Source organism: Pseudomonas sp. BE134, from assembly GCF_031456105.1.
Taxonomy (GTDB): domain Bacteria; phylum Pseudomonadota; class Gammaproteobacteria; order Pseudomonadales; family Pseudomonadaceae; genus Aquipseudomonas.
In genome coordinates this window covers 271,281-285,228 of record NZ_JAVDUA010000001.1, presented here as the reverse complement: position 1 = coordinate 285,228, position 13,948 = coordinate 271,281, and the positions used below count along the sequence as shown (strand labels likewise).

Genomic DNA, 13,948 nt, shown 5'->3' with positions numbered 1-13,948 from the left:
GATTGCCTGCATGATAGGCCGTCGCCCTACCACATAAAAATAATTATCGGGTTTTGGTCATGAACTCATTCAATTTCATCCCCTTCGCCTTGCTCAAGCAAATGATCGTCCCCCACGTGCCAGCGACCGGCTGACCCGTCCCCGGCTAACGCTCTAACTCATGCTTTTTTTTCAGCAGCCACTTCAGTGTGGAGGGACAAGTCATGCTTCAAGTCAACGTCACCCGCAAAGCGGATGAAGCCGAAGGCATCTGCAGTTTCGAATTATGTGCTGTAGACGGCAGCGCTCTACCGCCGTTCGAGGCCGGTGCCCACATCGACATTCACATTGCCGAGGGTCTCACCCGGCAATACTCCTTGTGCAACGATCCCAACGAGCGCCATCGCTACCTTATCAGTGTGCTCAAGGACCCGAGTTCCCGTGGCGGCTCCAAGGCCATGCACGAGCAGGTACGGTCAGGACAAACACTCACCATCAGCACTCCGCGCAACCTGTTCCCGCTTGATCGCTCAGCCACCCGACACCTGCTGTTCGGCGGTGGGATCGGCATCACGCCCATGCTGGCCATGGCCTATGAGCTTTCACATCAAGGCGCTGACTTCGAGTTGCACTACTGCTTTCGATCCAGCGAACGCGCGGCGTTCGTTGCAATGCTTGCGCAAACCCCTTTCGCCGGTCGCATAAAGTTTCATGACGACAGTGGCGCTCAAATACAGAAGCTGGATGCGTCCGCCTTGCTGGCAGGACCGGACGCTGGCACCCATCTCTATGTGTGCGGGCCGGCCGGTTTCATGAACTACATCCTCGATTCAGCGCAGAACGCTGGCTGGCCGCAGGACCGCGTACATAAAGAGTTTTTCGCCGCAGTCCCGATCAATCAAAGCGCCAATGCGCCCTTCGAAGTCGAGCTGGCAAGCACTGGACAGATCTTTCAGATTCCTGCCGAACGCACCGTGTTCGAAGTACTCGATGAAGCCGGCATAGCGATCGAGTCATCCTGCGAGCAAGGCGTCTGCGGCACCTGCGTGACCCGTGTACTCAAGGGCATCCCGGAACACCGGGACAAGTTCCTGACAGTGGCTGAACAAGCCGCAAACGACTGCTTTACCCCCTGCTGCTCGCGCGCCAAATCATCACGTCTGGTGCTTGATCTCTGAACCCAAACAACAACTTCAAGGAGACCGCCATGAACACATCCACTCTGCAAACGCTTGCCGAAGAAATTCCGGCGCCGGCCTTACCTCACTTCCCCCTCAACCAGTGGTACGTCGCTGCCCTGGGATGGGAGTTGAAGGACAAACCCGTCGGCCGGACATTACTCAACAAGCCTGTCGTATTGTTTCGCAAAGCCAACGGCGAGGTCGCAGCCCTGGAAGACCGCTGCTGCCATAGAGCGCTGCCTCTGTCGAATGGCACGCTCGAAGAATCCGGTATTCGGTGTGGCTACCATGGCCTGCTTTTCGATGAGCGTGGGAAGTGCGTCGAAATCCCGGGCCAGGACAAGATCCCGAGCAAGGCTAAAGTGCCCGCGTATCACGTGCGTGAGCAGGACCAGATCGTCTGGATATGGTTTGGCAACGAGGCGCAACCGGAGCCGAACTGTGAGCCACCGACCTACCCGGTTCACAGCAGTGGCAAGTACCTGTTCGAAGGCAATGTGTATCACTACAACGCGCCTTATCAGTTAATCCACGACAACCTCATGGACTTGAGTCATCTGGGTTATGTCCACCTGCGCACCATCGGCGGCAATGCCAGCATCCATATGAATGCCCGGATGAATGTGGAAAGTGAAGGCAACGTGGTACTGGTCGTGCGCCATATGCCGGACTCGGTTCCACCACCCACCTACACGGCCGCCTACCCCTTCAAAGGCACCGTGGACCGTTGGCAGGAAATCGAATTTCACGTCAGTCACCTGCGTATCTGGACCGGTGCGGTGAATGCTGGCACCGATTCCCTCGATGACCCTGATCGTGGTGGTTTCCATATGCGCGGATTCCATGGTGTAACACCAGAAACCGCAACCACCAGTCACTATTTCTGGACCATTGCCACCAATCCCGAAAGCGACCCCGAAGCCATCAAGGCCAAGGTGGTTGAGCAAACGGTAATGACCTTCGATGAAGACAAGGTAATCATCGAAGCCCAGTACCAGAACATGTGCCGGTTCGGCACGCGTCCGATGATCGACATACACGTCGATGTCGGTGCCAATCGCGCTCGGCGAATCATCGAGCAACTTCGCCAATCCACCTTTTGAGCACCGGGCGCACGCGTACTCAACTCAGTGTGCACCTTCACATAACAACAACTTCTTTAAGGGAAAAAGCATGTCTGGCAATCGTGGTGTGGTGTATCTCGGCTCCGGAAAAGTAGAAGTACAAAAAATCGACTACCCGAAAATGCAGGACCCGCGCGGTCGCAAGATCGAGCATGGGGTCATTCTCAAGGTGATCTCCACCAACATCTGTGGTTCCGACCAGCATATGGTGCGCGGTCGTACCACCGCTCAGACCGGTCTGGTGCTGGGTCACGAAATCACCGGTGAAGTCATCGTGAAAGGCAGCGACGTCGAGAACCTGAAAATCGGCGACCTGGTCTCTGTACCGTTCAACGTCGCTTGCGGGCGCTGCCGTTCCTGCAAGGAAATGCACACCGGCGTCTGCCTCAGCGTTAACCCGGCCCGTCCGGGTGGTGCCTACGGTTATGTCGACATGGGCGACTGGACCGGCGGCCAGGCGGAATACGCGATGGTGCCGTACGCCGACTTCAACCTGCTGAAACTGCCAGACCGTGATCGCGCGATGGAAAAAATCCGCGACCTGACTTGCCTCTCCGACATCCTGCCCACTGGTTACCACGGCGCCGTAACGGCTGGCGTTGGACCGGGCAGCACCGTGTACATCGCCGGTGCAGGTCCGGTCGGCCTGGCTGCGGCTGCGTCCGCTCGCCTGTTGGGCGCTGCAGTGGTGATCATCGGTGACGTCAACACCGTGCGCCTGGCGCATGCCAAGGCGCAGGGTTTCGAAATCGCCGACCTGTCCCTGGACACTCCGCTGCACGAACAAATCGCTGCTCTATTGGGCGAGCCGGAAGTGGATTGCGCCGTCGACGCCGTAGGCTTCGAAGCACGCGGTCACGGGCATGCCGGCGTGCACCATGAAGCGCCAGCCACCGTGCTCAACTCACTGATGGGCGTGGTGCGGGTGGCGGGCAAAATCGGCATCCCGGGCCTGTATGTGACGGAAGACCCGGGTGCCGTGGACGCCGCTGCGAAAATGGGCAGCCTGAGCATCCGCTTCGGCCTGGGCTGGGCCAAGTCCCACAGTTTCCATACCGGCCAGACCCCGGTGATGAAGTACAACCGCCAATTGATGCAAGCCATCATGTGGGACCGCATCAACATCGCCGAAGTGGTGGGTGTACAGGTGATCAGTCTGGACCAGGCACCGCAGGGGTATGGCGAGTTCGATGCCGGCGTGCCGAAAAAATTCGTCATCGATCCACACAAAACTTTCAGCGCGCCTTGAACGCTTAATTTTCCGGCTGACTCAGGCGTTCCATCGACCTGAGCCCCCTGCCGCCCCGGAGTCAAGTCGCCGGCTCCCGGGCACCTTGCATGCTCCACAGACCAACAAAAACAAGAAGGTATCGACATGTACACCCTGTATCCCCTGCATAGCGAGGCGGCTTCGGCTGCCCGTCGTTCACACCCATTCCCTGCCTACAGCTTCGGAGCCTGATCCCATGAACCAATCGATTGGGCAACAGCTGGACGAAAAACCGATGGTCAGCTTCCAGTGGGGCGTGATTGCGCTCTGCTTTTTGATCAACATGCTGGATGGCTTCGATGTATTGGTGATGGCATTCACCGCCGCTTCCATTGCTACCGACTGGGGCCTGAGCGGCATTCACCTTGGCTACCTGCTCAGCGCAGGACTTGTCGGAATGGCGATCGGCTCGTTGTTTATCGCCCCGTGGGCCGACCGCTTCGGACGACGCCCACTCATCCTGCTCTGTGTCGGTATCGCCGGGCTCGGCATGTTGGCGTCATCCAGGGCGACGTCCCCCGAGATGCTGGGCGTGCTGCGTTTGATCACCGGACTCGGCATCGGTGGCATCCTGGCCAGCAGCTACGTTGTCGCTGGTGAGTATGCGAACAAGAAGTGGCGCGGTCTGGCCATCAGTTTGCAATCCACAGCCTACGCATTGGGGGCAACGATAGGGGGCATCATCGCGGCGCAGATCATCCCTTCCATGGGGTGGCGTTCGGTGTTCTTTTACGGTGGCGTAACAACGTTGCTGATCCTTCCGATCCTCGCTCTCTGGTTGCCCGAGTCCCTGGCATTCCTGCTGTCTCGCCAACCCCGGAACGCGCTGAAACGTATCAATGCTCTGCTGCAACGCGTCGCGGTCGCTTGCGTCGATCAGTTACCCGAGGCGCGGCAGGACGCCCGCAAACCTTTAAGAGAGACGTTCGCCGAGCTCTTCTCGCCAGCCTTGCTCCGTTCAACCTTGCTCATCTGGATGGCCTTCTTCCTGGTGATGTTCGGTTTCTACTTCGTCATGAGCTGGACGCCAAGGCTGCTGGTTTCAGCTGGCCTATCGAATCAACAAGGCATCACCGGTGGTGTAATGCTGAACATCGGCGGCATTCTCGGCACGTCGCTGATCGGCTTGCTGGCATCGCGCTTTCGTCTGTCCCGGGTGCTGATGGCTTACCTCCTGATCAACGCGGTGCTCCTGGCGGTTTTCGTGCAGTTCACTGCCGTCCCGAACCTGGCCTTCGCCTTGGTGCTGCTAATCGGAATCTTCGTCAACGGTTGCGTTGCCGGGCTCTATGCCCTGACCCCGACCATCTACAACGCGACCCAACGCGTCACCGGCCTGGGTTGGGGTATTGGCATCGGCCGCGCCGGGGCGATTCTGTCGCCATTGGTGGCTGGCCGGTTGATCGATGCCCAGTGGCAACCCGCTGACCTTTACCTGCTGTTTGCCTTGTCTTTCGTTTTCGCTGCCCTCGTCGTCTGGCTTTTGAAGCCGCAGCGACTGCTGCACCTGAGCACCACCTCCAACGCCTGATCCGGCGCCCCCTATAAGAACAAGATCTGGACACATCACATGCAAAACAGAATTGAATGCCCATGGCTCTATGGCCTGGGCATGGCGACAGCCTGCGCCTCTTCCACCGTCTACGCAGGGTTCGTTGACGACAGCAGCGTTACCCTGACTGCACGCAACTACTATCTGGATCGGGATTACAAAAATGACACGCCTTATTCGGCCGCTCGCGAATGGGCCCAGGGCTTTATCCTCAGGGCCAATTCCGGTTTCACCGAAGGAACCGTTGGCTTCGGCCTGGACCTCACGGGCATGCTGGGACTCAAGCTGGACTCAGCGCCTGATCGCACCGGTACCCAGCTCCTGCCCTTCAACCCACAGACCCGTGAAGCCGCCGACGAATATTCAGAGTTGGGGGTGGCGCTAAAAACGAAGATATCGAAGACCCGGCTATCCGTGGGCACACAGTTCCCTACTCTGCCGGTGATCACGGCGAGCCATGCACGTTTGCTTCCGCAATCCTTTCGCGGCGCCTATGCAATTTCCGATGACATCGACGACCTGACGCTGCACACGGGACGCATGGATCGAGTGAACCTGCGGGACTCCACTGACTATCAGGCAATATCGGTGGCGTCGCCCAATGGCCGGTTCAAAAAGGGAGCCAGCTCCGAGCGTTTTGACTTCATCGGTGGCGACTATCATTGGTCCGACGCATTGACGCTGCGCTATTTTCACGCCGAACTGATGGATATATACACTCAGGACTTTGCGGGAGGCATCCACCTGCTCCCCCTCGGCCCCGGCAGACTGAAAACAGATGTGCGGGTCTTCAACAGTCGGGAGAACGGCCGGGCAGAAGCCGGCAAAGTAGATAACCTGAACGCCGGCGCCATGTTCAGCTACCAGATTGCAGCCCACACCTTAGGCTTGGGTTACATGTACCAGACAGGCGACACGGCATTGCCTTACATTGCTGGCGGGGAGCCGGCAGTGCTCAGCGATGGCACTTTAAGTGCAGACTTCGTGAATCCGAAAGAGCGGACCTGGGTGGCGCGCTACGACTACAACTTCGCCGCTGTTGGCCTGCCGGGGCTAACCGGCATGGTCCGTTACTTGCGAGGAACCAACATCGACCTGCCGCAACTGGGGGGTAGTGACCTGACGGAGTCGTCAAAAGACCTGGAATTGGCCTACGTCATTCAGTCAGGCCCGGCAAAGGGACTCGGTCTGCGTTTGCGCAATGCGTTCTATCGCAATGAACAAAGCTCAGCCTCGACATTCCGAAGTGACAACGAAACCCGGATCAACATCGACTACACGCTCAAGGTCTGGTAACTGACAAGAGCAAACCCAACGCTGAGCGTAAGCCCATCAGCAAGCAAGCGAATGAGCTGCCGGGAGCCGCGACGGGAACGCCCGTCGCGTCGTCCGGCATGCAAAGAGGGCTTTTCAGCTGGCCTGTTTGCTCCAGCTACAATCACAACACGCTCCTCTATGCTGACACCTCGCGAAGCGGCGTTCGTCCGCACGCCTACACTGCCATGGTTAACCTGACGGGTTCCCTGAGAACGGAGTAAAGGATGCTTTATTTTCAGCAAATGTTGGGCACCGCCGTGTTTGCCATTACCGGCGTGCTGGCTATCCATAAGGCAGGGGTTGATGTGTTCGGAGCCGTAGTACTTGGCATCATCACCGCTATCGGTGGGGGGACCATTCGCGACCTGTTGCTCGATCAACCGATTTTCTGGATTGCCGACTTCAACTACATCTGGGTCGCCTTGATTGCTGGAGTACTGGCCTTTTTTCTCACCAAACGATTCCAGCAACGCTATCAGTTGCTGCTGTACCTCGATGGTTTTGCGGCCGCACTGTTTGGCATTGTCGCTACCGAGAAAGTGCTGGGGCTACAGCTTGCCGCACCGTTTGCCGTGATGATGGGGGTGCTGACCAGTATTGGCGGCGGTATCGCGCGCGATGTGCTGGCCGGGAGAGTTTCGTTGCTGATGTCACGTGAGATCTACGCCACGCCTATCCTGCTGGGGTGCACCCTCTATGTCCTGTTGCGCGATGTATTCCCGACAATACAGGTCGCCGGCTGGATTGCCTTGATATTCACTTCGGGTTTGAGGTTTCTCGCTATATACAAGGAACTGCAAATGCCAGCGATTCTCTCCACCCGGCAGGGATAAGGTTGGACACCCCCAAATCTGGGGGGCTGCTATAGTCAGACAGAGAACGAGGCAATCGTTGCTGATATAAAACTATCTACTCTGGAGCTTGGTTATGCGAATCATTGCGACCCTTGTGTGCACATTCCTGCTGTCCCTGGCTCTGCCATCGCTGTCCTTTGCCGCTTCAAACTGCGAAAACTCGGGGAGTAAAAATGCCGCGAAAAACTGTGTAAAAAACAACAACGATCAAAAAGGTAAAGGCAATTGCAATGGAAATGGCAATTGCGGCAACAACGCCAAGGACAAGGCCAAAGACTATGATGATGATCACGCGATCGATTGCAGGGATATCAATAGCATTACCCTGCGCCGTGAGTGTCTTGAAAGGCGCAGAGATTGAATGACCGACGCCGTGAGTACGGATCTTTCGGCGAACGATTCTGTTCGCCCTTTCCCTTCAGCCTCACCATAAAATCCGGGTTGGCGTAAAACGACCTAGAACACAGCGGCAATTCAGGCGATCCTCTCGCTCGCCCGCAGGCTCTGTCACAGGCTGGGCGACAGGGTAAGCCTGCGTTGGCGGACAATTGAATTGCCGGAGTTGTTATGCGTTGTATTGAACTGATTTTTCACAAAATCCGTGACTACACTGTGCCAAGTACATCGCTTGTGCCAGGAGGGGGCGGTCATGCTTGATTACTTCGCGTTAGGCCTATTGTTCTTTGTCGGTCTGGTCCTGTTCTACGGGATCATCGCGCTGCACGACATTCCTTATGAAATTGCCGTGCACCGCAATCACCCCCATCAGGATGCTATCCACGCAACCGGTTGGGTCAGTTTGTTCACCCTGCATGCGCTTTGGCCATTTCTGTGGATCTGGGCGATGGCGTACCGGGAAGACCGGGGTTGGGGATTTGGTGATGGTAAGTCTCCGCAGGTTCATGTCGCTCATCTGGAGCAGCAGGTTGCTGACCTGCAAATTCGAATAGAACGGCTGGAAGGGGCTACCGGCACTGCACGGGACAAACCAGCGTCAGACAATCGCAGTGAGGAAATCTAAGCCATGGATCTTCTGCTCATTTTGACCTATGCAGCCATCTGCGTTGCCATCTTCAAAATTTTCCGCATACCGCTGAACAAATGGACGGTTCCAACGGCGGTGCTCGGTGGGATCCTGATTGTCGGCGCATTGATCTTCACGATGAACTACAACCATCCATACTCTGAGGTTGCTCGTTCTTACTTCGTCTCCGTACCGGTGATTCCGGTGGTGACCGGTCTGGTGATCGAGGTGCCGGTCAAGGGTAACGAGCCGCTCGAAAAAGGTGATGTGCTGTTTCGTATCGACCCTGCCCCGTTCGAGTACCGGGTCAGGTCCATCAAGGCACAGTTAGTCTCGGCAAAAGCTGATCGTGCTCGAATCACTGAGCTGATCAAGCGCAACTTCGGCACCCAACGTGAACTGGACGTCGTCATTGCTCGATCCGACGACTTGCAGGCTCAACTGGATAATGCTCAGTATGAACTGGACAACTCCACTGTTCGGGCGCCTAGCAAAGGCTTCGTGACCCATGTTTCGTTGCGTCCGGGCATGATGGCCACTAAGTTCCCCTTGCGCCCTTCCATGGTGTTCATCCCGGAAGAGGGTCATTACTTTGCCGCATGGATGCGTCAAAACAGTCAGTTGCGCTTGACGGTCGGCGATGAAGCGGAAGTGGCTTTTGACGGCATTCCCGGCAGAGTGTTCGCGGGACGGGTCACAAGCGTGATCGGCGTTATCGCAGAGGGGCAAGTTCAGCCCTCCGGAACGTTGATTGGCTACACCGGCTCACCGCCGGCAGGCCGGGTACCGGTCATTATCGAAATCACCGACCCTGCCTATGCCGAATACAGCAAGCTGATGCCCGGTGGCGCCTATGGGCAGGCGGCGATTTACAGTCAACACTTTCACCATATCGCCATGATGCGCAAGATTCTGCTGCGCATGGCTGCCTGGATGAACTACATCTTTCCATTCCATTAAGAACTGGCTGACGCCCTCTTCCATAGGGGGCGTCACCCCTCCTCTGTCCGCCCCCGGACCGACTGGATTTTTTAGTTGCAGTGACTACACGCCACCGTTCAGGTGTCGCGTGGTCGGCTGAGTTGTGCATGAAAGGATTTGGAGTTGGAGCAGCACATGAGTCAACAACGTAGCGATCAGGATGATCGGCTTTCAGGATTACCTCCCCGGCGGGCTGCGAGAACCTTGCTACCGGAGTGGATGGGGCACTATCGACAGGCCTGGTTCAAAGGCGATGTCCTCGCGGGACTGACCGCCGCAGCCGTGGTGATTCCCAAGGCACTGGCGTATGCCACCATTGCAGGCCTGCCGGTGCAGGTCGGTCTCTATACCGTATTGGTACCGATGGCGATCTACGCCGTACTCGGCAGTTCGCGGCCGCTCAGCGTCAGCACCACCACAACCCTTGCCATCCTGGTCGCTTCCGCACTTGGGCAGATCAGCCCGTCCGGCGATACGGCGACCTTGATAGTGGCCTCCGCGACGCTGGCCTTTATGGTGGGCGCCATACTGGTCGCGGCAGGCGTGATGCGCCTGGGCTTTGTTGCCAATTTTATTTCAGAACCGGTACTGGTGGGTTTCAAAGCCGGCATCGGGATTGTCATCGTGCTCGACCAGCTCCCCAAGTTGCTGGGCATCCACATCGACAAAGGCGGCTTTTTGCACAACGTGCTCGCTACCTTCCAGGGGCTGGGGCACGCCTCATGGCCGACCGTGGCAGTCGGTGTGTTCATGGTGGTGATTCTGATCGGGATGAAGCACTTTGCTCCTCGATGGCCGGCGCCGCTGATTGCGGTCGCGCTCGGCATCGTCGGCATGAGTGTGCTCAATCCGGAGCAATGGGGTGTATCGGCCGTGGGGGTCGTTCCAATCGGGCTGCCATCGTTGACGCTGCCCAATTGGTCGATCGTGTCCGAACTCTGGCCGTCGGCCATGGGCATTGCACTCATGAGCTTTACCGAAACCATCGCGGCAGGACGTGCATTTGCCCGCAGTGATGAACCCGCGCTGCAGCCCAACCGTGAACTGGTGGCGACAGGCGTTGCCAACCTGGGCGGTGCGTTTCTTGGCGCCATGGCCGCCGGGGGTGGGACCACTCAAACGGCGGTCAACCGCCTGGCCGGTGCGCGATCACAATTGGCGGGGTTGATGACTGCCGGGTTGGCGCTGGGGACGTGCCTGCTGATCGCCCCGTTCATTGGTTTGATGCCCAATGCCACGCTCGCCGCCGTGGTGATGGTGTATTCGACAGGCCTGATCCAGCCCTCGGAGTTTCGAGACATTCTTTTGGTGCGCCGCACAGAGTTTATCTGGGCGCTTGTGGCCATGGTCGGGGTCATGTTTCTCGGCACGCTGCAGGGTATCGTCGTGGCGATCATTGTGTCGTTGCTGGCGCTGGCCTACCAGGTCTCGGACCCGCCCGTGCACAGACTGGGGCGCAAACCCGGCACCAACATCTATCGCCCGTCATCTACCGAGACTGACGACGATGAGCACTTTGAAGGGCTGTTACTGCTGCGGCCTGAAGGTCGCATCTTCTTCGCCAACGCCGAACATTTGGGGTCGAAAATACGGCCGATGATTGTGGAGGCAGCGCCCAGTGTCGTGATTCTCGATTTGCGCAGTGTTTTCGATCTGGAATACACCGCCTTGAAAATGCTCTCGGCGGCAGAACAGCGCTTGCGGGAAAAGGACATCTCGTTGTGGCTGGTGGGCATGAGCCCAAGCGTTGGCGCGATGGTTAGCCATGCGCCATTGGGCCCTGCACTGGGCAACACACGAATGTTCTTCAATCTGGAGCAAGCCGTTGCGCATTATCAGAAGCAGCACCCATCGACAGTGAATTTCGTACGCTGCCCGGCAGCCGGGTGAGGTTCGTCAGCGTGTCCTTGAGAAATTGAACTACCCTTTACTCGCAAGCCGTAGCGGTGATTACAAACCGGTACGCACCGCATTCAAAGCCACCCTGAGGTTGAAGTATTACGATGAAAAAACAAGATCGTGAAATAGCCGACTCCGCGGACAAGAAAGCCGAAGGGCTTAGCCGCAAAGAATACGAAGCCCAGTTGAAGACCCTGCATGTCGAGATGGTCAAATTGCAGCAGTGGGTTGTTGCCACAGGGGCCAAGGTCGTGGTTGTTTTCGAAGGCCGCGATGGCGCCGGCAAGGGTGGCACCATCAAGGCGCTGACCGAGCGTGTCAGCCCGCGGGTATTCCGTGTGGTGGCCTTGCCGGCACCGTCCGAGCGAGAAAAAAGCCAGATGTACCTGCAGCGCTACATGCCGCACTTTCCGGCAGCTGGCGAGGTCGTCATCTTCGACCGCAGCTGGTACAACCGCGCGGGCGTCGAGCGGGTCATGGGTTTTTGCGACGAGAAACAGGTGAACAGCTTTTTGACGCTGGCGCCGATGTTCGAACGTCTTATGGTCAACTCCGGCGTGCTGCTGTTCAAGTACTGGCTGGAAGTCAGCCCGGAAGAGCAGACCCGGCGTCTCAAGGAACGCATCACTGACGGACGCAAGATCTGGAAACTGTCGCCGATGGACATCAAATCCTACAACCGCTGGGACGACTACACGCGCGCCCGTGACGACATGTTCGAAGCCACCGACACTGAATGGGCACCGTGGAATGTCGCCCGTTCAGAAGACAAGAAATCCGTACGGCTGAATGTGCTGACTCACTTGCTGGAGAACATTCCCTACAAAAAAATCAAGCAGGACAAAGTCGTTCTGCCAAAACGCAAAATCGGCAGCTACAAGGCCGCCAACTATCCGTTCAAATACATCGCTGAACCCTACTGAGGGTTCAGCGCGATGCAAAAGCGGCCTATTCCTCGGTTTGGGCCGCTTTCGCGGTTTCTTCGATGGCCCGGATACTGATTGCCGCGAAGATGGCCGTCATCAGTACGCCGTTGAAACCGAGCGCCACTGAAAGGATACGCGCGAGGGTCGTTTTCGGTACCAGGTCACCGTAGCCGATGGTCAAGCCGGTGATGAACCCGAAGTAGATACCGTCAAACGGCCCCCACCCTTCCAGTTGGCCGATGATGATTCCGAACAACACAATCGTGAATAACAGGATGGAGAAAATCGGCCAGACAACAAGAAAGTAAAACCACACTGTTTTGTAAAACTCTCTACGGACGTGCTTTGCAAAGGAATGTTTCATGTCGTGAGTTTCCTGAGGTTTACGTTGGCTACAGTTGAATGCGTGGGTTTCGACCTCTGACAGCTTGGCACAAGTGTGGAAAAAGGAGATTTTGATGGCCGACTCAAGCAAAAAAATGAGCCTCATGGGGCTCACCACACTGGTGATGGTCAACATGATGGGGTCGGGCATCATCATGCTGCCGACGAGCATGGCTCAACTCGGGGCCATTTCATTGCTGTCATGGATCGTCACGGCTGTCGGTTCCATGGCGATTGCTTACTGCTTTTCCCAATGCGGCATTTACTGTCAGCGCTCGGGCGGGTTGTCCGCCTACACCGAAGAAGCGCATGGCAAATCAGGTTTCTTCCTCTGTTCGTATCTGTACTTTCTGTCGCTGGCCATCGCCAACGTCGCCGTTGCCATTTCCGCCGTAGGTTATATGACCTCGTTCCTGCCCTGGCTGGGCAGCGGCGCAATTCCCCTGTTCATCGGTACCGTAGGCCTGCTGTGGTTGACCACCGTGGCCAACTTCGGCGGTCCCGGCATCACCGGCAAGATCGGGGCGATTACTGTCTGGGGTGTGATTATCCCGGTGGCGGGACTGAGCATTATCGGCTGGTTCTGGTTCAAGTCGGATGTCCTGGTTGCCGCCTGGAACCCTAACAACCTCACCAATTCCGAAGCGATCAGCAAGGCAATTCCACTGACCCTGTGGGCTTTTCTGGGCATGGAGTCTGCAGCACAAGCTTCCGATGCGGTGGAGAACCCCAAGCGCACCGTACCGCTCGCCTGCCTGTTCGGCACCCTCGGCGCAGCCGTGGTCTACGTGCTGTCGACGACCGTCATTCAGGGCATTATCCCCAATGCCGAACTGGCCAACGCATCGGCTCCCTTCGCACTGGTCTACGCGCAAATGTTCAACCCCATGGTCGGCAATATCATCATGGCGCTGGCGGTGATGGCCTGTGTCGGCTCGCTGTTGGGCTGGCAATTCACGCTGGCGCAAACGGCGAAGATGACCGCTGACCAAGGAATGTTTCCGAAACTGTTCAGCAAGGTCAACACGCGCAATGCCCCGCTCATGGGCATGCTCGCCTGTGGTGTGTTGCAGACGCTGATGGCCTTGTCGACCATTTCACCCAATGCCAGCGAGCAGTTCGGCAAGCTGGTCAATCTTGCCGCCGTGACCAACCTGATTCCCTACGTGACGGCGCTGACCGGGCTGCTGGTCATGATGTACAAGGCCTCGGTTTCGCCAGCGGTCTACCTGCGCAATACCCCGGCGTTGCTGGTCGCGGTCGCCTATTCGTTGTACGCCCTGCATGCCTGCGGCAAGGACGCCGTGTTCGGCGGGGCCCTGGTCCTGGCCTTCGGGTACCCGCTCTATGGTCTGCTCGCCAAGCGCTTTGCCACGGTGTCTGCAACCGGTCAACCCAGGGGTGATATCCCTTAGGACTGGTTTTCAGGACAGCACTGACATCTGCACACGGGGAAT

The 13,948-nt window shown here is 57.4% G+C and carries 13 protein-coding genes; 12 read left to right on the top strand and 1 reads right to left on the bottom strand.

Annotation, left to right across the window (positions count from 1 at the left end; all coding sequences use genetic code 11):
- Nucleotides 1-203 precede the first annotated feature (203 nt).
- The 11 genes from J2Y56_RS01265 to ppk2 all read left to right on the top strand — a co-directional run bounded on the left by J2Y56_RS01265 (nt 204) and on the right by ppk2 (nt 12,104).
- Nucleotides 204-1,157 (top strand): PDR/VanB family oxidoreductase, encoded by a 954-nt coding sequence (locus J2Y56_RS01265; RefSeq protein WP_310348068.1) that lies wholly within the window; start codon nt 204-206, stop codon nt 1,155-1,157.
- Nucleotides 1,158-1,186: 29 nt separating this feature from the next.
- Nucleotides 1,187-2,263, top strand: coding sequence for an aromatic ring-hydroxylating dioxygenase subunit alpha (locus J2Y56_RS01260; RefSeq protein ID WP_310348065.1), 1,077 nt, complete (start codon nt 1,187-1,189; stop codon nt 2,261-2,263).
- Nucleotides 2,264-2,333: 70 nt separating this feature from the next.
- On the top strand, nt 2,334-3,533 hold the full coding sequence (gene fdhA, locus J2Y56_RS01255) for a formaldehyde dehydrogenase, glutathione-independent (protein WP_310348063.1): 1,200 nt from the start codon (nt 2,334-2,336) through the stop codon (nt 3,531-3,533).
- Nucleotides 3,534-3,750: 217 nt separating this feature from the next.
- Nucleotides 3,751-5,085, top strand: coding sequence for an MFS transporter (locus tag J2Y56_RS01250; protein ID WP_310348061.1), 1,335 nt, complete (start codon nt 3,751-3,753; stop codon nt 5,083-5,085).
- Between the two features lie 39 nt (nt 5,086-5,124).
- Nucleotides 5,125-6,402, top strand: coding sequence for an OprD family porin (locus J2Y56_RS01245; protein WP_310348058.1), 1,278 nt, complete (start codon nt 5,125-5,127; stop codon nt 6,400-6,402).
- A 245-nt stretch (nt 6,403-6,647) separates the two neighbouring features.
- Nucleotides 6,648-7,256, top strand: coding sequence for a trimeric intracellular cation channel family protein (locus J2Y56_RS01240; protein WP_007949113.1), 609 nt, complete (start codon nt 6,648-6,650; stop codon nt 7,254-7,256).
- A 94-nt stretch (nt 7,257-7,350) separates the two neighbouring features.
- Nucleotides 7,351-7,638, top strand: coding sequence for a hypothetical protein (locus J2Y56_RS01235; protein ID WP_007949114.1), 288 nt, complete (start codon nt 7,351-7,353; stop codon nt 7,636-7,638).
- A 288-nt stretch (nt 7,639-7,926) separates the two neighbouring features.
- Nucleotides 7,927-8,298, top strand: a complete 372-nt coding sequence (locus tag J2Y56_RS01230; RefSeq protein WP_007949115.1) for a DUF3302 domain-containing protein — start codon at nt 7,927-7,929, stop codon at nt 8,296-8,298.
- Nucleotides 8,299-8,301: 3 nt separating this feature from the next.
- On the top strand, nt 8,302-9,261 hold the full coding sequence (locus J2Y56_RS01225) for a biotin/lipoyl-binding protein (RefSeq protein WP_310348056.1): 960 nt from the start codon (nt 8,302-8,304) through the stop codon (nt 9,259-9,261).
- A 156-nt stretch (nt 9,262-9,417) separates the two neighbouring features.
- Nucleotides 9,418-11,172: a SulP family inorganic anion transporter gene (locus tag J2Y56_RS01220; protein WP_310348054.1), complete on the top strand. Its 1,755-nt coding sequence runs from the start codon at nt 9,418-9,420 to the stop codon at nt 11,170-11,172.
- 113 nt (nt 11,173-11,285) lie between these two features.
- Complete coding sequence (gene ppk2 / locus J2Y56_RS01215; RefSeq protein WP_310348052.1) at nt 11,286-12,104, top strand: polyphosphate kinase 2; 819 nt, start codon at nt 11,286-11,288, stop codon at nt 12,102-12,104.
- 25 nt (nt 12,105-12,129) lie between these two features.
- On the opposite strand, the gene J2Y56_RS01210 is transcribed toward ppk2, so the two are convergent.
- The gene (locus J2Y56_RS01210; protein WP_007949119.1) at nt 12,130-12,471 is read right to left on the bottom strand and encodes a potassium channel family protein; all 342 of its coding nucleotides are present in this window, start codon (nt 12,469-12,471) and stop codon (nt 12,130-12,132) included.
- A 94-nt stretch (nt 12,472-12,565) separates the two neighbouring features.
- On the opposite strand from J2Y56_RS01210, the gene potE reads away from it, so the two are divergent.
- Nucleotides 12,566-13,906, top strand: coding sequence for a putrescine-ornithine antiporter (potE, locus tag J2Y56_RS01205; protein WP_310334856.1), 1,341 nt, complete (start codon nt 12,566-12,568; stop codon nt 13,904-13,906).
- Nucleotides 13,907-13,948: the final 42 nt, after the last annotated feature.